Source organism: Cyclobacterium qasimii M12-11B (genome assembly GCF_000427295.1).
Lineage (GTDB): Bacteria > Bacteroidota > Bacteroidia > Cytophagales > Cyclobacteriaceae > Cyclobacterium > Cyclobacterium qasimii.
Genome location: NZ_ATNM01000064.1, coordinates 116,251 through 142,968, shown reverse-complemented (window position 1 = coordinate 142,968; position 26,718 = coordinate 116,251). Strand labels below are relative to the sequence as shown.

The window sequence follows — 26,718 nt, the reverse complement described above, 5'->3', positions numbered from 1 at the left end:
TCAATGGAAAAAAAATGGCAATAGGTTATGAACGGAGTGGTTTAATTGGATAAAAACATTAAATTTTGGAGGTTTTAGGTTTTGTTCACTGAATAAATTATTCAGATGAAAAGCCCAATCTACAGCATGCATTAAAATACTGCTAGGTTATAAATAACATCTAATGATTAATGTAAACCCAATTAAATTTCTCGAATCACGGTTCATTTTGGCTTTTTCAACTTTGGCCATTTCTATTTTATTTGCTTGTGAAAGCAAAGAGGTAGTGTACCATTTCGATCCTAAAGACAATAGCAATATCGTTTTTATAGGAAACACCTTTGCTGATAGGCTTCAGAACAACAATTATTTTGAAACGCTTTTGTATAAAAGTTTTCCTGACAGAAACCTTAAAGTAAGGAACCTGGCCTGGAATGCCGATGAAGTAAACCTAAGACCCAGGCCTTTAGACTTTGGTACATTAGATGATCACTTACAACAGCAGGAAGCAGATGTGATTTTTGCCTGTTTTGGTTTAAATGAAGCTTTCAAAGGGCAAGAAGGCCTGTCAGATTTCAGCAAAGACTTACAGGACTTCCTGACTCACTTACAGCAACAGCAATTCAATGGGGAAAATAGCCCTCAAATTGTATTGGTTTCACCCATAGCGCAGGAAGATAAAGGAGGCTTTTTACCAGACCCTACGGTAAATAATCAGAACCTGTCCATGTATACGAAGGAGATGCGCAAGGTGGCAGCAAGTTTAAATATTCCTTTTATTGATTTGTACCAACCTACCCAGGAGTGGATGGGTTCATCAGGGCCACTGACATCGAATGGAATTCACCTTACCGACAAAGGATACCTGATGGTAAGTGAATACATGGCTAAAGCATTGGATTTTCCATTTGCTACTTGGGAAGAAGATCCTTCTTTTGAATTGCTTAGAGAAGCAGTAGCCAAGAAAAACCAACATTTCTTTTACCGTTTTAAGGCCCAAAATGGAGAGTACATTTATGGTCGGCGAAAGGAATGGTCAGGAGGGGAAAAATTGAAGGAGGAAAACAAGGTAATTGATACCATTATTGAGCGACTGGACAGTGTGGTATGGAATGGGAGTGCCGCCAATTCCCTGGCAGACATCGAAAAAGCTAAGAAAATTATAAGCTTTAACCAAGGAATTAAAATGCCAGAATTCCAGACAACTACGCCGGAAGAACTTGAAAAAGCCAAGTCCCAGTTTGTGCTACAGGAAGGTTATGAAATTGAACTGTTTGCTTCTGAATTGGATTTCCCCATCGCCAATGCTGTGGCGATAACCTTTGATCCACAAGGTAGAATGTGGGTGTCCAGTATGCCTTCTTATCCGCAATATACCCCTGGAGATATGCCTTTGGATAAACTTATAATCCTTGAAGATACCAATCTTGATGGGAAGGCAGACAAGCATTCTGTTTTTGCAGACAGTCTTTACCTTCCCCTTGGCTTTGAGATAGGGGATGGGGGTGTCTATGTCACTCAGGCACCAAATCTTGTCCATTTGAAAGATACGGATGGTGATGGTAAGGCTGATTCCAGAAAGATTTTATTTAGTGGTTTGGGAACAGAAGATTCCCACCATAGCTTAAGTGCTTTTACCTGGGGACAGGATGGAGCACTGTATTTCCATATGGGTACTTTCTTGCATTCGCAAATTGAGACACCTTATGGGCCTCGAAGAGGCGCTTATGGGACTACCTGGAGGTATGAGCCTTATACCTTGAAGTTGGAACCTTATATCTCTTATCCTTATGCCAATCCCTGGGGCAATGTATTTATGCGTGATGGAACACATTTAGTGGCAGATGTTTCTACAGGGATGAATTATTTTGCACCGCCCCTTACCGTGGACATTGATTATCCCAAAAAGCACATGGTGATGAAAGACTTTCTCAATTCACCAGTAAAACCCAAAACCTGTGGGATAGAAATCATATCCAGCAGCGCATTTCCTGAAAATGCCCAAGGCAATGTTTTATTCAACACGTTTATAGGTTTTCAAGGAGTAAAACAACATGTTGTTAGTGAAGAAGGTAGTGGTTTTCAAGCAGATGAAACGACTCCACTTCTCCAGTCCAAGGACCCAAATTTCCGTCCGGTTGATTTGAAATTCGGTCCAGATGGTGCCTTATATGTAGTGGATTGGTATGATGCTATTGTCCAACACGGGGAGCAAAATTTCCGTGATCCTTTAAGGGATTCAAGCAAAGGAAGAATTTGGAGAATTACCCACAAAGACAAGGAAACCCTAAAACCAGTAGACATGACAAAATTGGATGTCAGCGGACTACTCGATCAGCTTAAGGTGTACGAAGACAGGGAAAGGTATAGGGCCAGAACTCAGCTGAGAGAACATGATTGGGCGGAGGTTTCTCCTGCACTTAAAACATGGGTGGACCAATTGGATCAAAAAGACCCAAATTCGGAGCATTTGAAATTGGAAGCATTATGGGTTTATCAGCAATTTAACCAGCGTAACCTCTCCTTATTGGAGGCCTTATTGGATAGTCCTGAAGCGCCAATAAGAGCGGCTGCAACCAGGGTCTTATTTTATCGAAAGGATGAAGTTAATGATGTGCAACGAAAACTTAAAATCCTGTCCAAAGACACTTCCCCTCGCGTTCGCTTGGAAGCCGTTATAGCTTTGAGCCATTTTGAAAATGAGGCCACGGTGAATACCCTCTTGGAGGTTTCAGCTTTACCAACGGATGATTACCTGGATTATGCTTTGAAGGAATCTTTTAAGCACCTGAAACCAATATGGATGGGGATGTTCCGGAAAGACAAAACCTTTCTCGCAGATGAGCCTGAAAAAGCGGCAAGGCTACTCAGACCTCTGGCTTCTAAAGCAGAATTGCAAGTGCCCGGTTTTATTATGGACGACCCCAAGTATGCACAATATGCAGTAGACGCACTTTCAGAGCAGGACTTTCAAGATTTGGAAGGAGTGACAGCGGTAACGAATTTTAAACTAAGTCATTTGGACCTGTTGTATCCTGGAGAAGAATCACGGGTTTTACAAAAGACCGCTGATAACAAAAAAGGAGAAAATGTAATTAACCTTGGAACACTTCCAGGTAAAATGCTTTTTGATAAGGAAAGCTTTGAAGTGACAGCAGGGAAAACGGTTTCCATCCTGTTTGATAATAAAGATCAAATGCCTCATAATGTGTTGATCCTTGAACCCGGAGCTTCAGAAAAAGTAGGTGTAGCGGCAGACAATATGGCCAGCCTGAAAGATGGGTATGAAAAGAACTTTGTGCCAGATTTGAAGGAGGTATTGTTTTTCACGCCTTTGGTCAGCTCCAACCAGGTATTTCAACTGGACTTCACGGCTCCTGACAAACCTGGTGATTATCCATTTATTTGTTCCTTTCCCGGGCATTGGAGAATGATGAAAGGAGTGATGCGGGTTACGGAAAATTGATCTGGAAACATTCCTATCTAAAAATAGTCTTGCCTTCTGCTTTCATGGACAAATTGAAAACAAAGGGCCTATTTAGTAATTGTCATACTTAATAGGCCCTTAAAATTCAGGTTCTAAATACTATTTCTTAAAAAGCTCCCGGCTTAAATCGTTGTTGAATTTGATATTCGACCAGTCCACCGTTATCCAGGGTTCATCTGTTACCTCAGCTTCCCAAGTGGATTTTTTATAACGTCGCTTAGTTGGTATGAGTAGGTTATCAATCTGCTCGTATTCAAGCTCCATTAACATTGGTGTTTCTATTACTCCTGCATCTACTACCGTAAAAAGAAACTGGTCAACCATTTTTGTGTCTTTGTTGATGTATACTTGATAAATATCAGTGGGCTTGTCTGTTGCTGATTCAAAAGTGATTTTTACAATGTCATAGGCATTGTCTTTTATCATTTTTTCCCCGATGTATTCATAATTAAGACCTGGATCCAATAATTTCTGAAACATGGTAAACCAATAGAAATTGGTAGGCCTGTTGAAAGTAACTCTTTTCAATGAGGTTGTGTCCGTTATGACTTTTCCTTTGTGCTTTAGCCAATACTCTTTGCCATCATACCCTTGCTCAATCGGCCCTTCAAGATTTGCTAAAGTTCGTTCGTGTGGTTGATATGCCCCATAGGAGAGCTCTCCATCGAAAATATACTTTTCTGTGGATATATCCGCTTTTCCATCTGGGGTCTGGTATTTATAAGAATACACCACATCTTTATGTTTTGCAAGGGTAGCATAATTGCCCACTTTTTGCACCATTTCATAAACCAACTCATGGCCCTTGTTTTGAAAAGTGGTTTCAATTTCAGTGGATTGGTCTTTCCCATTGCAAGACATGAGAAGTGCATTTATAATTATCAGAGCAATTAAACTTAGTTTCATTTTATATCTTTTAATTGTTAGGGTTATATCATTGCGCCATTTGCGCCTATTACCTGGCCTGAAACCCATTTAGAATCTTCGCTTGCTAAAAACAATACTATTTTGGCGATGTCCATTGGAGATGCCAATCTGTCAAAGGCATTCATGGCACTTAGCTTTTCTATAAATTCAGGCGTTTTACCTTTTAAAAACAATTCTGTTTCCGTTGGTCCCGGAGCAATGGCATTTACGGATATTCCTCGTCCTATTTCTTTCGAAAAAACCCTAGTCATCTGTTCCACGGCAGCTTTTGAGGCCGAATACAAAGCATAGGTAGGGAACATCATTTTCACTGTGCTAGAAGAAAAATTGATAATGTTTCCATTGTCCGCCAGTTTGCTGTCTGCCTCTTGCAAGGTATTGAAAACGCCTCTAACATTAACATCAAACTGCCAACTAAAGTCCTCCTGTGTAAAGTCTTTTAGTTTTTTTGTAACCATAACACCGGCATTGTTTACCAACACATCTACTTTTCCGAAAGTCTTAATGGTTTCGTCAAATAACTGAGTAACCTCTTCTTTTTGACTCACATCTGCTTTAACGGCCAAGGCATGTCCTCCCTTTTTTAGGATTGTGTCAACAACCTTTTGTGCCTCAGGCATGCTACTGGAAGAATTTACCACAACTTTCGCACCATTTTCAGCCAAAAGCAGTGCAATTTCTTTCCCTATTCCTCTGGAAGAGCCTGTTACAATAATTACTTTATTTTCTAATTTCATGGTTGTAGATTGAAGGTAGTACGTAAAGATTTTAGGCGACTAGTTTTGTGATTTTCCTTTTTTTCTTTGGTCGTATTTTCTTTTGGTTTTAATCACCCGGTACCTGAAATCATCGTAAAAGAGACCAATTAATAGTATCAATGCTCCAAAAATCAAAGTATTAAGTTTAAGGTCAACTTTTGAATATAGGAAACCACCAAAAAGCCCCCCTGCAAAAAAGAACAATATGATGAAAATACGCAGTTTAATGGTTGCTTTAATTTTCTCTCTGTTTGGGTGAGATTTCGGGAATAACAATTGTGACAATTCTATGCCTAAATCTGTAAATAGCCCAGTCAAATGGGTAGTCCTTACTATGGTGTTTGAAATTTTAGTAACGAAGGAATTCTGAATTCCCATTGCAAAAAGTAACATGCATGCAATGACATCTGGATGAGTTATTTCTACAAAATTACTCATAATGGCAATTAATAATAAAATAAAGCCCTCGATTATTGTTGGTAAAACAAAGACATTCAATTTCTTGTTCTCCCGATAATTTTCAATTAAAAAGCTTGATAAAAAAGAGCCGAAGAGAAAGGAGAAAATGTAAAGGAAATAAATGGTGCCCTTCCAAAATTCAAAATTGGAAAGGTCATAGATAAACAAGGCAAAGTGACCTGTCACATTTGTGGTCAATTGTTTAAAAGATAAAAATCCAGTAACATTAACTATCCCAGCTACAAAAGATAAAAAAGTAGCAATCTGTAAGTTGTGTTTGTAAGTTCTGCTTTTGCCTTGATGTCTAAACATTTAAATTATATTTAGGGGGTTGATTAAGGCAACTTTATTAATATTCGTCATCTTTAGGTAATGAAAGGGTATTATAAAAAAGGAAGGCCATAGGTATTGATCTAAAAGCCTTCCTTTCTATACCTAAGAGATATTAACTTAGTCTTTTTAATAAAAGTTCAGCGGCCAACTCAGAAGAAGCTGGGTTTTGTCCAGTTATTAACAAGCCGTCTTCTACTGCATAGGAAGCCCAGTCATCACCTTTGGAATAGATGCCACCATTAGATTTTAGCATGTCTTCTACCAAAAATGGCACAATATCTGTCAATTGAACCCCTTCTTCCTCGCCATTGGTGAAGCCAGTTACTTTTTTTCCACTTACCAATGGTGTTCCGTCTGCATTTTTAGTGTGTTTAAAAATAGCTGGAGCATGGCAAACAGCAGCGACAGGTTTGTTGTTTTTTATGAAATCCTCTATCAATGCGATTGAGTTTTTGTCCTCTGCTAAATCCCATAAAGGTCCATGACCTCCCGGATAAAACACCGCATCATAATCTGCTTGATTTACCGTTTCTAATTTCAAAGTGGAAGACAGGGTTTCTTGTGTTTCCTTGTCCTCATTGAACCTTTTTGTTGAAGCTGTTTGGAAGTCAGGTTCCGTGCTTTTAGGGTCAATAGGAGGTTGTCCACCTTTTGGGGAGGCCAAAGTTATTGAAATCCCATTGTCTTTAAGTAAATAATAAGGTGCTGCGAATTCCTCTATCCAAAAACCAGTTTTTTCGCCAGTCTCTCCCAATTTGTCATGGGAGGTCAATACAAATAATACTTTCATCTTTTTTATTCTTTTAATTTCTTCCCTACGATTCTTCAGGCTTTTTAAGAAAAATACTGAGTCTTAGATCAAAGGGTATGTTTAGCGATCCTTTCCTGGCACCGAAGCTTTTTATAAGAGACTATTATTTGTCCTTTAAAAGTTTCGGTGACAAGTGGATACATTTTAGCGGCTATTTTTCAGCCTAAATTTTAACTACCATTTTCCCTTTGTTTTTTCCTTCGAAAAGGTCTAAAAAGGCCTGTGGTATATTCTCAAATCCTTCTTTGATGGTTTCAGATGCATGCAGTTTGCCTTGTTGCAACCATTCGGCCAATTGTTGGATGCCTTCAGCATGTTTGTCTTCATAGTCAGAAACTACGAATCCCTGCATTAAAGAACTTTTCTTTACAAGGAAAGTTTGCACACTGAGACTTTTTGGCTTTTCGGTTTTATTGTAAACTGAAATAGCACCACAGATGACGGTTCTTGAGAATTTATTGATGTTGAAAAGTACTGCATCTGATATCTCACCGCCAACATTGTCAAAGTAGATGTCGACACCATCTGGACAAGCACTTTTTATTGCCTCGACCATGTTTTCGGTGGTGTTATAATTGATGCCTTCATCAAATCCGAATTCCGAAGTAAGCATATCTACTTTTTCATCCGTACCCGCTATACCCACTACACGTAGTCCAAGGATTTTACCGATTTGGCCTACCACAGAACCTACCGCTCCAGCTGCGCCAGACACGAGGAGGGTTTCACCCTTTTTAGGTTTACCTATCTCTCTTAATCCAAGAAATGCAGTAAGGCCTGTCATGCCAATGATTCCCAGGTAAGCAGAAAGTGGCGCCTTATCAGGGTCTACTTTTCTAAGTCCTTCTTCTTTGGCTACCTGTGTTTCCTTCCATTGTAAGGAACCTATCACTTTGTCACCTTTGGTGAATTTTGTGCTTTTTGACTCCAAAACTTCAGCAATAACCCCTGAAGAAATTGGCTCATTAAGTTTGAAAGGAGGGACATAAGATGGCGCATCACTCATTCTTCCCCTTAAATAAGGATCCACAGAAACATATTTTGTAGCCAACAATACTTCTCCATCCTGCAATTCAGGGTTTTCAGAAGTGGTAAAGTCGAAATCTGTTAAGGTAGGTGCTCCTTTTGGTCTGCTTTTTAAATTAATCGTTTTTGTACTAGTCATGTTTTCTTTATTTAAATTTTAATACTGTTCCAAGCCATTTCAAAGGCATCATTTATGTTTTCTGGCTTTATTTCAAAACGCTCACGCTGTTGTAATAGAAAGGAAATAGGATAGATGCTAAATGCGTAAAGCAAGAAAGGGGAAACTTGTTTTATAACTCCTTCTGCCTGTCCACGCTCCCAAAGCTCCAGTAGTGGGCTTAAGTGCTTAAGGCCTTCCTTTCTGCTGGGTTCATCTATCATGGGCGTGTTTTCACATTGAGATAAAAACATGGATTCTTCTATTTCATTCAACTTGAAGGCAGCTATATTCTTCCATATTTTTTCAAAGTCAATTGCTATTGAAGCGGTCTCCTTATAATCTTTAAAAGCAAACTGCGTGAAGGAAGCCTTAACTTCAATGTATACTTGATTTACCAGATCCTGCTTGTTTTCAAAGTACAGGTAAATTGTCCCAGGCGATACCCCTGCCATCTTTGCAATCTTAGACATTGGCGCTGCATGGAACCCATTGTTGTTGACAAGTTGAATTGTCGCCTTTACCAGGGCCTCTCTTTTATTCCTACTTTTTGGGATGCTGCTCATTTTTATCTTATTGGAATACTTACTCAACGGATAATAATGAATGAACGTTCATTTTTTTATAAAGTATTCTTAAATCATTTAATTGACTTTAGTCGCCATGTACCATTTACCCCGCAAAATCAATGCTAAGTTTGCATCGAGTTGAAAAGGGAGGGTAATCTTAAAAGGTTTGGTTTAGAGATTGTTACAGTGGAAAGTAGATGTTAACACGGTAAAACGGATCCTGAGCGGAAGGAGAAGGTATTACACGTTACCCTAAGGCTTCGACTCCGCTCAGCCGGCCGCAGTTTAGGTATTTATGGCAATGAGTATTTAAAGTTAACTGCACGCAGAGTCGCAAAGAAATAATTTTATCCCTTAAGGAGGATCAACGTTCTAAAAAATAAGTTTAGAAAGCGTTTAGAATGTTATAAAGTAAATAAAGTATCCTGATGACCTTTGGGTGTGTTTTATTCCATCTAACTCTTTATAGATTAGGTGTATTTTTCATTTTCGGAAATGGGCAGCAATCTCGAATCTTCCAGGGCAGCGGTCCTGTGCCCTGCATTTTCTAAAAAGTCCTTGTTCTGAGAAAAGGCAATAAAGGCGTTGACTGATTGGTGTTCAACTAGTAGAACAGCGTCCCACTTTTCCGCATCTGGACCGATAATAAAGTGTTTGCATTCACCATAGAACAAAATGCGACTTCCAGCTTTGTTCAATTCAGGCATGGTATTGTCCATATAAAGTTCATAAGCCTGTTCTCCGGTAATTGGATCAGCAGACTTCAATGATTCAAGGTTGGTATAATCGGCTACCGTCCTAAACTTTAACAGGTTCATCATGACCACTTTGCCTTTGTCATTAAAGTCTTTGTAAAAGCGGATTCCTGCTTCTGGATCTGCATCTAAATATTTATCCATTATAGTCAATTCTAAGGGTAGACAAAACAATGCCAACTTCTGATTGATAATGTTTTTTGGCGGTTGTGAATTTTCCTTTACCTCAAGTAATTCTTTATTTCTGGAAAGTCTGATAAGAATTTATCTGCCATGGCTTCTGCTCCCTTTTTATCAGGATGGACGCCATCCTTTGCTAACATTCCTTCTTTCCAATTTCCTTCACCATCAGAAACTGCTTCATCAAAATCAATGTATCGATAACCGGATGCCCTTACAAAATCATTTTTGCCTCTGTTATTTCTGATTTCTACAGTAGGGACCGTTGACAGAATTAAGGTGACATTGTGTTTCGCACAGAGTTCCATGACCTTTTTCACATAGCTTTTCCATTCCTCATTGGCCACTCTTTCAACATCACTTTTATCATTCATGCCCAGACACCAAATCGCATATTTTGGTTTGTTTATAGAAAAAGCAGCATTGATAAAATCAAAGGAATCTTTCGATTTACCGCCTGGTAAACCATCACATAAAAATTGATAGCCTGCCTCATTTATATAATAGGGCCATCTTGATGGACTGGCACTACTCACATAACTGTCGCCAAAAACAAATACATCTGAATTGTAATCTTCGCAAATAAACTCAAAAGTGTCAACCTTTATCTCCGTACCTGAAGAATGAATAAATGGTTGGTTCATTCCTATAAAATCCGAAGAAAAACTTAAGGTGTCTTTTTCGTTAATTATAGTGACAGTACTTGAACTTAAACCTCTTTCAATTTTAATGCTTATATCATTTTTTAATGTTAGCTGATGCTTGGTGGCTGTTCTAGCGGTTACATTGGTAACTCTGTTGGAGATTATACTGTCTGGGGTGATGATTAGATTACTGGTAAGGTACCTGCCACTACCTTTACCAATGGTAAGGGTGTCAAACTTTTCAATGTTTCCACTAAAAGCGATGGTGTAAAATTGCTTGATGGAAGAATTCACCAATTTGTACTCTTCTCCATCAGCAAGGGTGAAGTTGCTTAGCTTCTGAGGATGTATTTCAACTTCTTTTGCGTTGATGTGTGGATGATGTTTCCTTGGCTCTTTTGAAATAAAGCCATAAGTGGAAGCGGCTATTATTAGTAATGTTAAAAATTGGATGGTTTTATACTTAAATTCAGGTTTCATTTTAGGATCTGTTAGTCATTTTGTACTTACTCAAGATAGCTTATGTTAAGGTTTTGGGAAGTTGTTCACAATCAATTTGCTTTGAGGGATTTAGGCGTTATGTGTTTCAAAATCGATTTAATAAATTTAATGAAACCAAGGTTAAAACCATCGTCCAATAAAATAAAATTGAGCACCCTATATTGGAGGGTTTGATTGGGGATTCCGGTATTTAGCCATGTAATATAGTCAAAATACTTTTGCGTGTAACCGAAAATATAGTTGTTCTCCGCAATGTTTTTCTTTTTTATGTATACCCCATGGTGGATTCTTCCGGAATAAAATTTCAAGGTGTCGTCTGAATAAAATGCAACGCTATTGGGTAAATTCATTTTATTCCAGCGTTCTATATCCTCCTTTTTTCGGCAACTGTAGTAGTCAAAGTCAATTTTGTAATAAAGGTTTTTTGTGTTGATTTTTTTAAAGCGCATTCGGAAAAGCCGCTGGGCTAAATCGAACTTTTTGTAATGTAGAAAGTGAATTTTCGCATAAGGAGTTCTTCCAACCGGGTAAATTGTGCCGGTTATCGCTTCGCAATGGTTTTCGCCCAATTCCTTGACCTCATGTGCTGATTCACTGTTTAAATTCTCAATAAAATCTAAGTAATCTTTTTCAATACCCATACCCACAGTTGGGGTACAGCATGGTAATTCAAGAAATCTATACAATTCCCGTCCCCAGCAGTTGTCTGAGATTATAGAGAACTCATGATTTTGTATTCGTTTCAAAGAATAGTACCGCGCTAACAACCTTCTGGCGTACAAAATATTTTTTAAAATTTCACGGGATTTTTTAAAGTACAGATTCATCCAATTCCTGTTAAAAAATAAATGACCCTAAGCCTTTCTGTAACCCAATTAAAGTTTTAAAAAGACTCACTAATGCGTATTTAAATTTTATGAAGTGCCTAGTGTAGTATCCATGTTTTTCGTAATTGTCTGGCTTGGGCAAACAAATGACTCAATTGTAAATATAATTAAAAAAATGACTCTACCTATAATGGGAGTTTTTTTGTATAGGAACTTTTATAGCCTCATCTATTGGTGTTTATGACATTATTTAAATAATTCCCCCATAAACTCAATGCCCATGATCCAAGCCTAAAGTGATTCTTCCTGCCTCTTTTAGGCGTTTTGCGTTAGCGCAAAATGTTGGGATTATAACACGGTGTTTCCTTTCAATATTCAATTAGTTCACCTGTCGAGACTGTATAACTTGCGGGAATTCCTGACCTGTCTCTGAAGGGAACCGGCCTGATAAAAAATGCTTTTTCTCAGTTTTCAAGCAATAGATTTTTGGCTATACTAAAATTCCTGAAATGGAGAAATGTTAACCATTTGAAAAGGGATTAATATTTAAACTTGTCAAATGGAGCAGTGTTTTTTGGATCTATAGGCCTGTAAAGGTTGTCCTTGGAATCTCCCGTTTCAGCCACCGCGTTGCCACCCTCTGCAAAGGTGATAATATTGTCCACAATCACACAGTTACTTGAATTGTGTAGGCGCACGACTGTCTGACTAATAAGTGTATGCACAATATTGTTAGAAAACATCAGCTGTTTTGCGTTGTCGAACTGAATAAAAGATTGCCCATTTGGTTCTGAATCCGTTGTTTTGCTTCGCTTTCTACTGTCAAGGTATTGGGCAATGCTGTTTCCTGATACATTTAAATTCATGGAGTTTTTAACATGGCAAAAAGAACCATATGCTGCTGCACCTGTGGATATTTTCCAGTTGTAGACCGCATTTCCAGTAATGGTTGAACTTGTTATGTCGTCAATTTCAAAGCACTTGCTTATATAGGCGAAGGTATTGTTGTGAAAGGTTGAAAACATCGGCTTATGAAGTTTGAATGCCGTCTCTAAGTCCGCAAACAAATTGTCACTGGCCATCATTCCCTGACCATTTCCATGCAACCGGATACCGTAGGTCAGCTGCCCAAACCAGTTTTTATTGATGTAACTAACGTCGCAATCGGCAATGTCAATGGCCACGTATAATTCAGTGAAATAGCATCCTGTTACCCTAAGCAACTCACATTTTGCTACACCGTCTCCTTTAGGTGCCTTTGGCAAGACGATTGCCCGCTGTCCTTCTGCCTCTACATCTTGATACCTGTCTTTCGCCGGATACCAGTGCAGCCCTCTAAAGTTGGGTTCGTCATTTCTAAATCTGCTATAGCCATCGGCAGTATTCACTCCGGTATTGTTAAACCCTACAAAAGAAAGGTTTTCCAATTCCACTTTTAAGTTTTTGTTGGGCCAGGGGGTTTCTCCTGACGGAAAAGCTTTGCTTCGTCCTGCATAGTCAAAGGTGATGCAGTTTGGGCCAGTGTTTTTACCTAGTCGGAAAATGGTACCACTTTCAATGTTTGCACCATGTATGTCAATTCCTCCATGGGCATGCCCAATTAGTTTGACACTGGCCATTTTAACAACGACTGGAGCATCCAGGAAATACACTCCGGGTAAAAAAGCAATTGTTGCCGAAACGTCTTTTAAAGCACCAAGCTCATCGAAGATAGCTTGTAGCGCAGCTGAAACTTCAAGATTTCCTGTATTGTCAAGGTGATAAGTAAACTTCCCATGGTTGGTCAAGGCTGTAACCGTCGCAATATTTTCATTTGTGACGGCAAGGGTGGATAATTTTTGTTTTGCTACCGTTTTTGCATCGACATTCCAACTTAAAATGGAAAGGAAGAAGATGGTTAATAGGCTTGTTTTTAATCTGTTAAAAGGCATCTTTTATTGCTTCGCTAAATTTTTCTTTTATTATTTTTCAGACAAGTAAGAGGGCTTAGAATTTCAATTCCAGGTTAAGTTGTCTACCTTCTTCCTGTGCTTTCTTATCCATACCAGTGCCTACCGCAAGTCCAATGGCCATGCCAATGGGTAAACCTATTCCTATTAATCCCATATTTCCTAGACTTGCGCCGAGTGCAGCACCTAGGGGAATACCAAAAGCAGCCATTCCTATCGCCATCCAGGTATTTCGGTAATGGTTTATGGGGACAATTTTCAGATTTTTTTCTACAAGCGTGATGATTTTGGACTGTTTCTTTTTGGTTTGACTTCTCAATTTTTCGTTTGAAATCAAATTCAACTCATCAATGGATGCATTGATAAAGACAATTATTTTATCTGTTAAGGCTATCCCTTTTAGCTCCTCAATCAATTTTTCAAATTGCGTATATACCTTGTGTAATTTCGGCTTATTGCTAATTTCGGGTCTTGGTTTTAGTGGGTTGATTTTCATAAGCTTGTTTAATTAGTAAAAAACGAGAAAAGCCATTCACTTTTTAGCCTAAAAAAGGGGCTACCTCTTTTGCTATTTATTTAGGTTCCCGAAATGTCCTGATCCAATAAATTGTACTAGTTGAACATTTATTCTCATTTATCTCTTTCTAGAAACAACGAAACAGTTAATAGGCATTGCGTTTAACCCATGGAATGGATGGATGTGTTCGACGTAATTTTGGCGGTATTTTTGCTTATTTCTGGCAACAACGCTGGCAAAATCTCAAATTAATTTAGCTTTAAAACGTTACTTTTTCCGATGTCTTCGATTATTGGTTGAATATAAATATAAGGGAAATGGGCGAACGTTCCAATGAATGAAAAGCCTGCTACCTATTTATTGAATTCCCCATTTAAATTGTCTACTATTTTCTCCCTGCAAGTATAAGATTCCTTTTTCTAAAACAGTTTTTTATGGTTATAGAAGTTAACATCAGTTAAAGATGTACTGTCAAATTACCCCTATTGTGTGATTTAATTTTTCGAACGGTATTAAAGCATGGTGGAATAGTTGGTTTAAATACTGAATTATAGTAAGTTCAGTGAATAATTTTTTTCATTTTGTTTTGGGTAGGAGTGAATGCCAGAGATATCCAATATAATTAGTGTAAAAGGCATATAAATATAAAAACAGAGATCATGGAGGTCAACATTGGGGTAGTCGATAAAATGATGGCGATAGTCAAAAATTTTGAAGCGAACAAAGACAATCGAACCATTTTTCTTCATTGTTATAGCATGATGACAGCCAATATGCTGGTTGCCATTGAGCAAAATAAATTTCACGATTCTCAATGGATAGGCCAGCTTTTGAATCGTTTTGCAGACTATTATTTCAATGCCCTTACCTGTTATGATTGTGGAGAGGAAACCCCACTGGTATGGAAGGAAGTGCATAAGGCTGCCGCAACCAAGAAGCTTCATGTGATTCAACATTTATTGCTAGGAGTAAATTCTCATATTAACTATGATTTGGTCCTTACCTTGTACGACATGCTTTCTCCGGAATGGCTCGGTTTGTCCGATGAAATGAAGGTTAAGCGATATGAGGATCATTGCTTGGTGAATTTGATTATTGGCGAAACGATTGACAAAGTTCAGGATGAGGTGGTAGAGAAATACTCACCTGGAATGGATTTGGTCGATAAACTTATGGGACGGTTTGATGAAATGTTGTTGCTCAAGTTAATCACTGAATGGCGAGATAAGGTTTGGGACCATGGCCAAAAACTCTTGGTTTTAGAAAGTGAAGCCGATAGGGCAAAGTACCTTCTTGAACTTGAAAAGAACGTCTTAAAGAGAGCGGATTGGTTGGATACCCAAATTTGGTTTAGGTAAATGATTTTGCTCTTGGTATTCAAAGTTTTTTTCTCCTAAAGTCCTGTTTTCCTTAATCCTATCCTTGAGTTCTCCGAATTTTAGCTAAGGCCATGTGTTTAAACATTAGGTCCAAAATAATGGTCTTTTAAAATTTCGCCTAATTCAATAGCCCCCAACTTCAGCTTGGGGGTTGAATTGAGTTATCGAGTTTAGGGGCTTTAGCCCAAACGAACACGCATTACCGGTGGCTGAACCTGTCGAAGTCATAGGTTTCCAGACCCAAAACAGAGGTAAAGACCTAATTTTAATAAACGCTTCTGCCCTCTAGATTTTGTCTAAAGCCGGGGGAAATGGTATGGCTATTTAAATGGGCTGAAGCCCATTCCTATTGAGGAGATTCTGTTAAATAATTCAGGAGTATCCTTCCCAAAATAGAATGTATTTGCATTTTCAATCAAAATGATTCCCGAATTTCAATAGCCCTCAGCTTCAGATATGGGATGGTTAGGGTTTATCTGTATTGGGGCTTTAGCCCAATAATTCACCCGAAGAGGTCATTAAATTACTTTGAATAGCCAAAGCCAAAATTAATTAATGTCATTATTTTCTTTATAATTTTGGCTGGGTTCTTATTTGAAAGCAAAGGATTAGACCAGGGCAAATGGCTTTAGGACCACATTGCCCTTTTTATGGCCTTTGTCTATATAGGTATGTGCTTCTACCACTTGTTCCAATTTGTAGCTGCGATCTATAGGAGGTTTAAAATCCCCTGCCTCAATAAGTTCAAGCAAGACACGCATTAAGCGTTTGATCTCTTCTTTAGGCAATGATCCAGTGGCCGAAAATTTGGCTTTTTTGTTTCCAAAAAGAGAAGTAAGGACCATGTCCCCTAACAATGACATACCCAAAACGGGGGATGCATAACAGCCATTTTCCGTCAGGGCATCTTTACAAGCTGCAAAGGATCGGGTACCCACAGTGTCATAGATCAGGTCGTAGCTATTCTTGTTTTGGGTAAAGTCGGCTTTTGTGTAATCGATGACGGTATCAGCCCCCAGGGAATTTACCATAGCAATATTGGCTGTGCTACACACAGCAGTTACAATGGCGCCATAATGTTTGGCGATTTGGATTGCGGCTGCTCCCAAACTGCCTGAAGCACCATTGATTAATACCTTCTGTCCGGGATAAATATTGCCGATATTGCATAGGAAGTTAAGGGAAGTAATGCCTCCATCACACATTCCTGCGGCCTCCTCATAACTGATGGATTTGGGAATATGTGCCAAAATGCCATCTTCTGGTATGGCCACAAACTGGGCGTAAGTACCAAAAGAAGCGATGCTTTCCCCAAAAACGTTGTCTCCTGTTTTGAATTTCTTTACCTGCGAACCAATGGCCACTACAACTCCGGCAAAGCCTGTTCCCCAGATTTGGTGTTTTGGTTTGGAGATACCTAAAAACAGTCTACCTATATATGGCTTTCCAGTTCGCATCATCGTGTCTGCTTTCGTTACCGAGGATGCATGAATACGAACAAGAATTTCATTTTGTTTTGGGCTAGGTTTGGCCACCTGGTCTAGTTTAAATACCTCTGGTGATCCATAACCGGTTGTGATAATTGCTTTCATCTTAATATTTGTTTTGATTGTCTACAAAACAAATGTGGGACAAATAGCAGGCCTTTGCGTTCCAGATTCCATTCATTTGTTCGGGATTACAAATCCGAACAAATTTATAAGGTAATGACCTGGCATAGGGATTAGAGAGCTTGTCTGATAATTAGGGTTTTTGAAATAGCTTGATATCGATAAGTTCAAATAATTCGGCGCCGGTGACTGCGCTTGTCGAAGCCAATGGTGTCGAAGTGTCCTATTTCAAATCGTAATGATTTTGGAATATCAATAGCCCCCAGCTTCAGCTTGGGGGTTGAATTGAGTTTGACTCGTCTAGTCTTTAGCCTAAACTAAAACACATTACCGGTGACTGAGCGGAGCCGAAGTCATAGGTTTTCAGATCCAAACCATAGGTAAAACTATAATTATTAACAAACCCTTCTGTCCTCTAGATTTTGGCTAAAGCCGGGGGAAATGGCATTGTCCTTTATAAATGGGCTGAAGCCCATTTCTATTGAAGAGATTCTGTTAAATAATTCCGGAATATCCTTCACAAAATAGAATGTATTTGCATTTTCAATCGAAATGATTCCAGAATATCAATAGCCCCCAGCTTCAGCTGGGGGATTAGAATGTTATATTATATTTTGGGGCTTTAGCCCAATAATTCACCCGAAGAGGTCATTAAATGAATTTTAAGCTCAAGCCAAAGGTTAATGCGAAATTAATTGGCATCATAGGTCTAAAATTTGACCATTGAATTAAAATCTATTTATAAGCTGCAGAATTGATTTCCCTCTTTTTACACTGAAAGATTCAATAACCACAAGTTTTTATTTGTTCGTAGGTGGATTCCATCTCCGAAATCCTTAATTTGACAAAGAAATGAAGGCAAAGGAGGATGTAGATAGGCTGTATATACGCAACTCTGATGCTAAATGTGTATATATACAGATGTTGTGCCCAATATAAAGAAGTGCCTAAGTAATGAATAAATTTGGAGTATAGGAGATATGGAATCCAACGCACAAATAGCACATTTGGTTTTTGCCATCACACAAAAATCAACCCTGAAAAAACCAAAAGAGCTATTTCTTGCCAACGCTTACAAAAACAACAACTAATTATGACATTAAAAGGCGGATACTACATAGATGAATTAAATGAGTTCCTGATACAACATTCAGATAAAGAAACTGTAAAGGAATTCTACTCGAAAAACACTTGTTTTGAGTTATTGAATGCGCCAAAATTTATTGATTTCGATAAAGTAAGTCCTCTATTAAAAGTTGCTTGGAATATCATTACAAGGGGAGATTCTACAAGAGCATCTATTAAAATTAGTAATTATCTTCTAAAAGAATGTTTTCAAGAATCAGTAAATAATTTTAACTTTTCAAAACCAGTATTAAGAGCCGAAATAAGTGATTCAAATAACGCAAGTTATCACAATCTAAATGATGTTATAAAGAATTTTTCGTCTTTAAGTCCAGAAAAAGCAAGTGAATATGGGTTACATAATTATAAAGTATATAATTGCCTAAAAAAACTAATCGAATTCTCTCAAATTCAACGAAGTATTCTTTTGATGTTAATGTCAAATCCTGTTGAAACATCATTTACAATTAAGGGAATATGTACAGATGAAGAAGAATTAATAATTGAGGATTTAAATGATGTATTTGAAAATTTAAACAAGTTAATCAGTAAAGAAGAAATTCAAATATCCCTAATCAAAGAAGATCACAGTAATAACATAGTGATTTCTGCTAATTTAAGCAGTACAGAAGGTGTCTGTATTAAATCTTTTGTTGATGAAAAAACAAACCCAATCAACATCAATGTTCTCACTGACAGACGTATTAACTATAGACAAATAGGAAAAGTTATTGAAGAAGAAGTTGAGGAAAATGGAATTAAAAGGCAATCTCAAAGATTTGAATACAAAACAAAAAAGCAAGAAAGTGCTTTAATCTATTTCCTAAACAACATATTCAGAAAAACTAAATTCAGAGCTGGGCAGGAAGCGATCATTAATAGAGCTATAGTAGGAAAGGATGTTATTGGTCTTTTACCAACAGGAGGTGGTAAATCGTTAACTTTTCAAATTTGTGCATTGTTACATCCAGGAGTAACAATTGTAGTTGACCCAATTAATTCTTTAATGAAAGACCAATTTGATAAATTGATTGAAAATGGGATTTCAAAAACAGCATATATAAATTCTTTCAATACAAAAGAAGAAAGAGAAAGTAACATCCAAAACCTTACCGACAGTCAATACTTAATATTATTTGTATCACCCGAACGCTTCCAAATCGAAAAATTCAGAGTAGCATTAGCAAGTTGCAAAAATGAAAATGTTTACTACAGTTATGCTGTTATTGATGAAGCTCATTGTGTTTCAGAATGGGGACACGATTTTCGGCACGTATATCTTAATCTTGCACAAAATTTAAGAAAGCATTGCTTGCCCAAAGAAAATAGCTTAACAATTTTTGGACTTACGGCAACGGCTTCTTTCGATGTTTTGGCTGATGTGCAAAGAGAATTAAACCTTAAAGAAGAGGCGATTATTAGTTTGCCTGCCGAAGCTATTGACAGAAAGGAGTTGAATTTCAGCATTCTTCCAATTGATTATGAAATTGAAGATGGGCAGAAATATTTTAATAGAGAAAATAGTTTAGGTAATTTGAAGTACCCTAAAATTAAAAACTTTTTAAAAGACCTACCTTTAAAAATTAATCAACTTGAAAAAAAATATGGTTATCTGAATTCTAAAAATGATTTCTATTCTTCACAAAATGGACAATTTAATAATGCAGGAGTTATTTTTTGCCCAACTAAATCAAATAAACTACCAAATGGAGTATTGTATTTAAAGAATGGAAAAGAAATTAGAAAAGATTTCAATACAGAGCCACCAACAATATTTTATGATGGTACAGGATTAAAAGAATTGTCTTTTTTAAATATAACTACATTTTTCGGCAGTGGAGATGACGATACAGTTAAAGACAAAACAATTGAAACAGAAGCAGATTTATCAGTAAAAAATCAAGAACAATTTTTACGAAATGAATCAAATTTAATGATTGCTACAAAGGCATTTGGAATGGGTATTGATAAACCTAACATTCGCTATTCAATTCATTATTCTTTGCCAAATTCTGTAGAAAGCTTCTACCAAGAAGCTGGTAGAGCAGGAAGGGATGGAAATCCTTCTGTTTGTTCAATTATCTATCATCCAAACGATATCGAAACTAATTATGACTTTTACAAAAATGCTTTTAAAGGTGTATCACGAGAAAGAGAAATAATAAATGAATTACTTGATGAAGTTGAATATGAAGATGGTTTTTTTCTAAATGTATTAAAAAGAGAAATTCAAGATAAATTCCCTGATGTACATTCTGTAAATCTTTGGAATGAAAGATATATCTATATTAATGGTCCTTGGAAACAAAAGGTGGATGAAAGAATAAAAATTGGACTTCTTGATTTAAATAGAAATCTAATAAGTTATGAGAATGCGACACAAAACTTTAATGTAGATAAAGCAAAAATAATTTTAAAATACTCACGAGAGTTATTAAAACAGAAATGTCCAAGTGCAAATTATTTAGAATGGTTTAATACCAAATCAACTGACGGAATTAAAACGTTAATAGAAAGCGGAAAAAGTGGACAGTACTATTTGAAAGTTGGATTTACAAATGGTATTATCTCCAAAATTAATGAAATTATTAAGGGTGTTGGCTATGATGACTTTGAAGAAAGAATTATAAGAGCAGGGTATAATTTCAGTACTGATGAACACGATTTTATTGATAACATAAGGTATCAATATTATAAATTTCAAATTCAAAAGTATGGCAGTGCTCCAAATGAGTTTAATCCAAATTCTGACACAACAAATTTTCTCAAAGATAATTACTCACGAATAAGAAATTCTTCTGACACTCAAAGAGCAATATACAGAATGAATATAGTGGGTATAATTGATGACTATGTTATTGATTATGTAGGAGGTTTTATAGAGGTTAGGTTTAAAGCAAAAACGAATAAAGAATATAAAGATAATTTCAAAGGGTATTTAAGGCGATACTTAGGAATAGAAACTACAAAGAAATGGCTGAATAAGATTAAAGATATCAGCGAAGAAACAATATTAAAAAAAGTTCTTTATGTTCTTGTAGAATTTATTGACAGCGAGATTTCTGACAAAAGGAAACGCTCAATAGATTATATGAAAGAATTATGTGACGTGTTTTTATCTGAAGGCGAACGAGAATTTAGAGACCGAATGATTAGATATTTTACATCTAAATATGCAAGAAATGATTATTTACCTAAAGATACGGAAAAAGGGACAATTGAAAATTGTGAAATAGTAAAAAAATACATTGAGTATATTGATGAGCCACCAGACGGATTAGGTGGTCAAATAGATAATGCAAAGCATTTAAGAGGGGCTTGTGATAATCTGCGCATTAATATGGTTGATAATGCAAGTATAGATTTATTGACCGCGTTTAGTTTATTAGCTCTCGAATTAAAAGAACAAGACACAATAGAAAGTGCAAACGACAAACCGCTTGTTCAACAGGCAATAAGTCTATACCGTACAGGCTTCAGAAGAATGTTAAGGATTGATACTTGGGAAGACGTTAAGAGTCTCATAATACTATTCAATGAAAAAGTATTAGATTTTAATTCTGAAATAAAGCCCTTAATGGATACATTAACCTCTGAATTAATGGTTAATAGGACATCATATAAATTAAAAGAACTTTTAGATAAAATATCATAATAATGGAAAATACCATAGAAATACAGAAAGAATTTGAAGTGCTTGTATCTGAACTGAATAAGCTGAAAAACATAAATCAAATTACTTCAACTAATGCTGAGAATGCTAAAAGAACAATAAATGAAATAGAATCATTTATTTTAGCTGTGAATTCATTTAGGCAAGGTGTTGAAAATGATTATGAAAATAAAAAGGAAGATGCCGATAAAGTCATAGATTCCCTCTCATTAGCTATTAAAACCATTATTAAAAACACCGAAAAACATTCGGATGAGTTTTTAAAATTGTTTGATGGATTGTCAAATAATTTCGTAGAAGAAACCTCTAAAACACATACTAAACTAATTAAACAAATTGAAGAGTATTCTGAGAAATTATCCGACATAAATGCTGTAAATAGGGAAAATATTGAAATTTTTACGAATACGGCAGTTGAAAAAATTAATGAACGTGAATTGTCCTTAAATGAGAATATAAATAGAATAAACAATGCGATTTCGTTAAATCATAAGTCTTTAAATGAAAAGATAATAGATATCGAGAATGCTGTTAAAGAAAAAACAGAAATAATAGCAACAAAGCAAAATGAAATTAATCAGAAGACAGAAACTGAAATAAATACTAATAGGGAAGAAATAAAGAAAAGTAAAACAATTCAAATAATTATAGCTGTCATTACTATTGGATTACTTTTAGGAATTTTACTTAAATAGCCGACGCATAAGCCATACACATTTGCAATTCGCACAAGCCAACGCTTAGACCAAAAATTGCAAAAGAGTAAGCCTTGCCAACTCACTGTGAGACAGATTGAAGAATAAACACAGGGCATAACAATATGTAAAGTGCATAGCGGGTTTTGTGGGCATTTTAGAGTTCATCACTCGCCCGTATTTCGATTCTGTTTTGAAAGGTAAATCTCACGTAATCCGCTACGACACCATACACGAGCCGTTGTAGGTAATACAATCAACAATCGTAAAAAAATAAAAATATTTAAATAAAATCTTCATTAAGTGAGTAAAGTGAAAAATATAATGGGGACTATTGAGATCTCCCACGCAATTGAGAACCTAATACAAGAGTCCTTTCGTTCCTTGATTTTTGTTTCTCCATATTTGAAAATAACTGAAAGAATTAAGTCAAAGTTATCAATGCATCTTCCAAAGATTGATAACTGTTATTTCGTTTATAGGAAAAATGAATTGAAGACTAATGAGGAAATATGGCTAAAATCATTTTCAAATATTCATTTAGTTGAAGTACAGAATCTACATGCAAAGGTTTATCTAAATGAAAAGTATTGCATATTAACATCTATGAATTTTTATGAATACTCTCAAATAAATAATTTTGAAATAGGAGTCAAAATTAACAGAGAGGATGAAAAGGAAAATTATGAAGAAGTTATAAAGCAAGTTATGCTTATGATTAAACTATCGGAAAATAATAGTTCCATTCAAGGTGATTTAGAGCAGTATTCTGACTATTCAAATGGTAAATTGTTTAACGAAATTTCAAGGATTACGACAAAGAGTTCATTAAAGAAGTATGCACCCTTTTGTAACGCCGTTAGGGAGACTGTTAAAATTGAAAAAAATGAACTATATGAAGATGGCACGGCAATTTTAAGAAGTACAGTATTGGGCAAAAATAGATATATGAAAGCGTTTAATGCTTTGAAATAAGTACTACCTATAACAATCTGGCATAAATCATGCGGATTAAGTGCTGATTTGTTCGTAGGTGGATTCCATCTCCGAAATCCTTAATTTGACATAGGGAAATAGCTGACGAAGGCCTGAATAATTGATTTTTATAGGTCTGATACCTGGACCCCTATTTATTTCACTATGCAATTTGAAAGCTCTCTGATGAAAAAAACACCTTATCTGTTTACCATTATTTTATTGTCTTTTTTGTGGGGGTGCTCAACGCCAAAAACGGACAAAAAACCGAATATCATTCTAATTTTCATTGATGATATGGGTTATGGGGATTTGTCCAGTTTTGGAAATAGGGATGCACAAACACCTAATATTGATCAACTGGCTTCGGAAGGAATTCGCTTCGATCAATTCTACGTAAATTCTCCAATTTGTTCGCCCTCCCGGGTAGCAATTTCTACAGGCACCTACCCACAAAGGTGGAACATTACCTCTTACCTTGCGTACCGAGCAGTCAATGCTGAACGGGGTATTGCCAATTGGCTGGATCCCTCAGCGCCGATGCTGGCAAGAGAGCTAAAGCAGGCAGGCTATGCCACTGGTCATTTTGGAAAATGGCACATGGGAGGACAAAGGGATGTCACTGAGGCTCCGGTAATCACCGAATATGGATTTGACGAATCACTGACGAATTTTGAAGGTATGGGAGCAAAATTGTTGCCCCTTACGATGGATGAAACGGGTAAAGTGGGAAAGATTTGGGAAAAGGCCGAAATTCTTGGAGAGCCTGTTACCTGGATGCAGCGGTCTGAGATCACCACGGGATTTATAGATGCCGCAATTGGCTTTATGGATAAAGCACAAAAGGAGGAAAAACCATTCTATGTTAATGTCTGGCCAGATGATGTGCACAGTCCATTTTGGCCTTCATTCAAAGAATATGGCCTTACAAAAGAAGCCAATAAAAGGGATTTGTACCATGCTGTTCTGGAGGAAATGGACAAGCAATTTGGTAAATTATTCGATTACATTCAGAGCAATGAAGCATTGCGTGACAATACGCTGATCTTGTTTTGTTCTGACAATGGTCCGGAACTTGGCGCTGGGAGTGCCGGAGATTTGAAAGGCTATAAAACTCATTTGTATGAGGGGGGAATTCGTTCTTCTCTGATTGTTTGGGGGTCCACTTTTATAAATGAGGAAGCAAAAGGGAAACGAAATGGCAAATCGGTTTTTTCTGCTATTGATTTAAAACCTTCTTTGCTTGAGTTTGCAGGAGCAAAAGCCTCTGGAAATGGGGTGTCAGATGGTGAAAACCTAATAGGAACCATCCTTGGGGATTCCAATACTTCCCGCAAATCTCCGATCTTCTATAGCCGGCCGCCAGATAGGAAGAATTATTACGGATTCGAAAACCTTCCAGACCTGGCTGTACGTGAAGGAGAATGGAAACTTTTATGCGATTACGACGGAGGAAGGAAAGAACTATATGCTATTGTTAATGATCCTCAGGAGAACCGCAATCTGGTAAATGTGCACCCCGAAATCGCCAACGAATTGGCTCAAAAAGTAGTTTCTTGGTACAATTCCATGCCTATAATGGAAATAGATAAACCTTAAGTCTTTAACAATTAACTAGTGGGGGAATGGCTTTTAATGGAGGTATTAGTTACCGGTGGCTGAGCCTGTCGAAGTCAGCGATGCCAAACAAGGGAACTTCTGAAGTATTAATACGATGGTGTAAACGGTGATGTTTTTAATGAAAGTTGAAAACTTTCTGCATTTTAGGTCTAAGTTACGCTTCGCTAAACTTAGACCAGCGTATCTACCGGTGGCTGAGCCTTTCGAAGCCAAAGGTTTCCAGATCCAAACCATGGGTTAAGCTATTATTATTATTAAACCCTTCTGTCCTCTAGATTTCGGCTAAAGCCGGGAGAAATGGTATGGCTTTTATAAATGGGCTAAAGCCCATTCCTATTGAGGAGATTCCATCTCGCAATAGAAGGTTTATTGCATATTTAGGGTTTAAATAGGTATGCTTTTAACCTTGTTTCTGGTTCAATTGAGGAACAATTGCATTTCATCTGTTTTGGTATAATCGTTTGTTTTGTAGATCACATTACCTGAAGCATCTGTAATGATGAAAAAAGGAATACCCACCTTTAATTCAGGAAAGCGAGGGTCGTTGCGGTATTTTTCAAATTCAGGGGAGGTGTCATATACTTTGTACAATATGGCATTTTGCAATGAAGTGTTCAATGCCTTGTCCTCTTGGGTGTTTTTTTGAAAAGCTTTGCAATTGGTACACCAGTCTCCATGGAAATCTACAAAAACGAGTTTCCCTGTTTCGGCAGCTTTTTGGTAGGCAACTTCCTTGTTCAGGTACCAGCTGAGCGCTCCTTTTTGCTCAATATTTGGACTTGTTGCCACTCCTGCTGCTTGACTTTGCGATATAGGGATGTTTCCTGAAGAAAGCGTGTTTGCTCCGATAATAAAAAAGCCAATCACGCCTGTGAGGGTATAAAGTGCTGCCTTTGTCTTAAGCTGATTGCTTTTATCAGCCTTTTGCAAATTGAAGGCAGCTAAAAACACCAACACCGATCCTATGAAAATGTAGGTGCCTACAGAATCTGTTAAACCCAATCCATTGAATCCTTTGATTAGGTAGCCGTAAGCAAAATAGCCAATCAGGACGGCAAAAACCCATTGTACATAAAGCATCCATTTGCCGCTTTTAGGAAGGGCCAGGCCAAATACGCCCAAGAGTAAAACCGGAACGCCGACACCAAAACCAAAAAGCATCATCTTGAAAGCGGCTGTAGCAGCCAGGCCAATAGTGACCCCCTCAACGTTGGAAGCTATTGCCACCAAAATGCTGACGACTATAGGGCCTACACAAGCGGAAGAAAGTAGGCCTGCACCAGCACCCATAAGAAGTGTTCCACTCAGACCTTCCTGCTTGCTGTCCAACTGCCCACCAAAAAAAGGCAAGTGTAAATAATCAACAGTTGCCAATGCCAGGATTATTAATAATAAACCAATGGATAGATTGGCCAATGGCAATCTCAAGATATCATTGAATGCGCCACCAGTAGCGGAAGCGATAAGTCCGAAAATAAAATAGATTGCCGCCAGACCAAAATAATAGGTTAAGGGATGGGCAAACTTACCCAGCTTGCTTTTTTTATTTCTTAAGAAACTTACTGTGAGAGGATAAACAGGATATACGCAAGGCAAAAGACTGGCCAATACACCGCCCATGAACAAGAAGAAATAGGCACCGAAACCCGTGCTTTCAGCCAATTGGGAACCAACCCATCCATTCAATTGGTCAAAGACGGATTGGGCTTGCACTTGTGTAATTGTCAAAGTAAGTGTTAAAAGGATCAGGGATTTTTTCATT

The 26,718-nt window shown here is 37.2% G+C and carries 19 protein-coding genes; 6 read left to right on the top strand and 13 right to left on the bottom strand.

From position 1 onward, the window contains the following. Positions 1–163 precede the first annotated feature (163 nt). Positions 164–3,445, top strand: coding sequence for a PVC-type heme-binding CxxCH protein (locus ADICYQ_RS05930; RefSeq protein ID WP_051160129.1), 3,282 nt, complete (start codon positions 164–166; stop codon positions 3,443–3,445). Positions 3,446–3,565: 120 nt separating this feature from the next. Here the strand turns inward: ADICYQ_RS05930 and ADICYQ_RS05925 are convergent, their stop codons facing one another. From ADICYQ_RS05925 to ADICYQ_RS05875, 11 genes are all read right to left on the bottom strand, one after another. After that, positions 3,566–4,372, bottom strand: coding sequence for a DUF6503 family protein (locus ADICYQ_RS05925; RefSeq protein WP_020889132.1), 807 nt, complete (start codon positions 4,370–4,372; stop codon positions 3,566–3,568). 23 nt (positions 4,373–4,395) lie between these two features. Next, positions 4,396–5,130, bottom strand: a complete 735-nt coding sequence (locus ADICYQ_RS05920) for an SDR family oxidoreductase (RefSeq protein ID WP_020889131.1) — start codon at positions 5,128–5,130, stop codon at positions 4,396–4,398. A 39-nt stretch (positions 5,131–5,169) separates the two neighbouring features. Next, positions 5,170–5,922: a YoaK family protein gene (locus tag ADICYQ_RS05915; RefSeq protein ID WP_020889130.1), complete on the bottom strand. Its 753-nt coding sequence runs from the start codon at positions 5,920–5,922 to the stop codon at positions 5,170–5,172. A 133-nt stretch (positions 5,923–6,055) separates the two neighbouring features. Further along, positions 6,056–6,733: a type 1 glutamine amidotransferase domain-containing protein gene (locus ADICYQ_RS05910; RefSeq protein ID WP_020889129.1), complete on the bottom strand. Its 678-nt coding sequence runs from the start codon at positions 6,731–6,733 to the stop codon at positions 6,056–6,058. A gap of 184 nt (positions 6,734–6,917) precedes the next feature. Next, complete coding sequence (locus ADICYQ_RS05905; RefSeq protein ID WP_020889128.1) at positions 6,918–7,919, bottom strand: NADP-dependent oxidoreductase; 1,002 nt, start codon at positions 7,917–7,919, stop codon at positions 6,918–6,920. Between the two features lie 11 nt (positions 7,920–7,930). Further along, entirely contained in the window at positions 7,931–8,503 is a 573-nt protein-coding gene (locus ADICYQ_RS05900) for a TetR/AcrR family transcriptional regulator (protein ID WP_040414732.1), read from the bottom strand. 473 nt (positions 8,504–8,976) lie between these two features. Next, a complete protein-coding gene (locus tag ADICYQ_RS05895) occupies positions 8,977–9,405 on the bottom strand; it encodes a hypothetical protein (RefSeq protein ID WP_020889126.1) in 429 nt (142 codons plus the stop codon). A gap of 77 nt (positions 9,406–9,482) precedes the next feature. Continuing rightward, positions 9,483–10,565, bottom strand: coding sequence for an SGNH/GDSL hydrolase family protein (locus tag ADICYQ_RS05890; RefSeq protein ID WP_020889125.1), 1,083 nt, complete (start codon positions 10,563–10,565; stop codon positions 9,483–9,485). Positions 10,566–10,636: 71 nt separating this feature from the next. Next, positions 10,637–11,413: a DUF1919 domain-containing protein gene (locus tag ADICYQ_RS05885; protein WP_020889124.1), complete on the bottom strand. Its 777-nt coding sequence runs from the start codon at positions 11,411–11,413 to the stop codon at positions 10,637–10,639. 539 nt (positions 11,414–11,952) lie between these two features. Beyond that, a complete protein-coding gene (locus ADICYQ_RS05880) occupies positions 11,953–13,344 on the bottom strand; it encodes a NosD domain-containing protein (protein WP_020889123.1) in 1,392 nt (463 codons plus the stop codon). A gap of 55 nt (positions 13,345–13,399) precedes the next feature. Beyond that, the gene (locus ADICYQ_RS05875) at positions 13,400–13,858 is read right to left on the bottom strand and encodes a glycine zipper family protein (RefSeq protein WP_020889122.1); all 459 of its coding nucleotides are present in this window, start codon (positions 13,856–13,858) and stop codon (positions 13,400–13,402) included. Positions 13,859–14,538: 680 nt separating this feature from the next. On the opposite strand from ADICYQ_RS05875, the gene ADICYQ_RS05870 reads away from it, so the two are divergent. Then, positions 14,539–15,237: a DUF5995 family protein gene (locus ADICYQ_RS05870; RefSeq protein ID WP_020889121.1), complete on the top strand. Its 699-nt coding sequence runs from the start codon at positions 14,539–14,541 to the stop codon at positions 15,235–15,237. Positions 15,238–15,866: 629 nt separating this feature from the next. Here the strand turns inward: ADICYQ_RS05870 and ADICYQ_RS05865 are convergent. After that, positions 15,867–16,850 (bottom strand): NAD(P)-dependent alcohol dehydrogenase, encoded by a 984-nt coding sequence (locus ADICYQ_RS05865; RefSeq protein WP_020889120.1) that lies wholly within the window; start codon positions 16,848–16,850, stop codon positions 15,867–15,869. Positions 16,851–17,832: 982 nt separating this feature from the next. Between ADICYQ_RS05865 and ADICYQ_RS05860 the strand changes: the two genes are divergently transcribed. The 4 genes from ADICYQ_RS05860 (at position 17,833) to ADICYQ_RS05845 (ending at position 24,935) form a co-directional block, all read left to right on the top strand. After that, positions 17,833–21,648, top strand: coding sequence for a DEAD/DEAH box helicase (locus ADICYQ_RS05860; protein ID WP_020889118.1), 3,816 nt, complete (start codon positions 17,833–17,835; stop codon positions 21,646–21,648). A gap of 2 nt (positions 21,649–21,650) precedes the next feature. Then, a complete protein-coding gene (locus ADICYQ_RS05855; protein WP_020889117.1) occupies positions 21,651–22,361 on the top strand; it encodes a hypothetical protein in 711 nt (236 codons plus the stop codon). Between the two features lie 303 nt (positions 22,362–22,664). Beyond that, complete coding sequence (locus ADICYQ_RS05850; RefSeq protein ID WP_051160128.1) at positions 22,665–23,336, top strand: phospholipase D-like domain-containing protein; 672 nt, start codon at positions 22,665–22,667, stop codon at positions 23,334–23,336. Positions 23,337–23,522: 186 nt separating this feature from the next. Continuing rightward, positions 23,523–24,935: a sulfatase family protein gene (locus ADICYQ_RS05845; RefSeq protein WP_020889115.1), complete on the top strand. Its 1,413-nt coding sequence runs from the start codon at positions 23,523–23,525 to the stop codon at positions 24,933–24,935. A 438-nt stretch (positions 24,936–25,373) separates the two neighbouring features. On the opposite strand, the gene ADICYQ_RS05840 is transcribed toward ADICYQ_RS05845, so the two are convergent. Continuing rightward, complete coding sequence (locus ADICYQ_RS05840; protein WP_020889114.1) at positions 25,374–26,717, bottom strand: cytochrome c biogenesis protein CcdA; 1,344 nt, start codon at positions 26,715–26,717, stop codon at positions 25,374–25,376. Between the last annotated feature and the right edge of the window lies 1 nt (position 26,718).